Annotated in this window: 1 protein-coding gene and 1 pseudogene; one reads left to right on the top strand and one right to left on the bottom strand. The window is 72.5% G+C overall.

Translation table 11 applies throughout. The features are described from left to right. Positions 1 to 408: pseudogene (locus tag ACWGH4_RS35160) on the top strand (glutamine synthetase); the annotation flags it as partial. Positions 409 to 546: 138 nt separating this feature from the next. On the opposite strand, the gene ACWGH4_RS35155 reads toward ACWGH4_RS35160, so the two are convergent. Next, the coding region (locus tag ACWGH4_RS35155; RefSeq protein WP_453467972.1) for an IS200/IS605 family accessory protein TnpB-related protein at positions 547 to 1,297 on the bottom strand (751 nt) is incomplete at its 5' end.

Here is a 1,297-nt window from a genome sequence, read left to right as displayed (position 1 = left end):
GTCCACCGCTGCTGGGGCATCGAGAACCGCGAGGCCGCGCTGCGTCTGGTGCTCGGCGAGCCCGACGACCTCGAGGGCGGGCACGCCGAGCTCAAGCCCTTCGACGCCGCGGCGAACCCCTATCTCCTGGTCGGGTCCGTCATCGCGGTGGGTCTTCAGGGCCTCGGCGACGGCGGCCCCGCGCTGCCCGCCCCCGTGAGCGGCGACCCCGCCGGCCGCGGCGACCAGGAGCGGCTGCCGACCTCGCTCGGCGAGGCGCTCACCCACTTCGAACGGAGCGGAACGCTGCGCGCGGCACTCGGGGAGGCGTTGTACGGGGCAGTGCTGGCTGTTCGGCGCGCCGAGGCGGAGGCCCTGGCCGAGCACAGTCCGGAAGCGCTCGCCGAGGCCACGCGATGGCGCTGGTGACGGGGCGCCGCTCGGGCTGCCGCCCCGGGTGGACCACCACTGCCACGGGGTGGTCCACCGTGACCTCGACCTCCCGGGTCGCGGTGACCACCGGACGCGACCGGACAGACGCTACGGACGCACGGACGCTAACCGTTCCTAATCAGTGAGCAGGAGTGGGTCTTGGACCCATTCCTGGTCGCTGCGGGCACCCCGAACGGTTGTGGGTGTCCTGGTTGCCCGCGTTCGTTCCGCGTCCGGTGGCACGCATCTGGTGCGTGGTCCGGGGATGCGGGGGCGGGGTCCCTCGCGCCCCAGGGTTCCCGGGTCGGCCTGGACGGTCCGATGCCCGTGCACATCGCTCTGGTGTGCACGGGGCGGTGTCGTCCGTCGCCGGATCGGGTGCCCTTGGGCGCGTCTGCCGATCGCGATGCTCGCGGCATCGTGCCGGCTGGTCTTACGGGTGGTGCTGGTGAGGGGTTTCTGCCAGTGCTGGGCGCCCCACTTGCTGGTGTAGGCCGGGTCGACGGCGATGACCGCGATACCCGTCTGGTCGGCCATGGAGACGAGCCGGGCACGCAGCCGTCCGGTGGGCATGCCGGAAATGAGCTGCCGGAACCTTCGCCTGCGGCCGTGCTTCTCCCTGGTCTTCTCGGCCTGGAAGTCGAGGTCCTCGACCGCGATGGCTCTCACGCCGCAGGCCTTGGCCCAGTGCAGGAGGCGGGTGAGGGCGTGCCGTACTTGGGCGTCGCGATGCCGGGTGGTACCGGTGAGGGTGTAAGGGAAGCGTCGGGGTTCACCGCAGGGGTTGCCGTGGGTGTCCAGGCGCCAGGCGGCGAGGTGGTCGGCGTTGGTGTCGACCCCGATCACGCCGTGGGCGAGGGCGGCTTGGAGCGGCACGGTCGGGGCG

The organism is Streptomyces sp. NPDC054847 (assembly GCF_053610925.1).
This window is presented reverse-complemented; position numbering and strand designations above follow the sequence as displayed.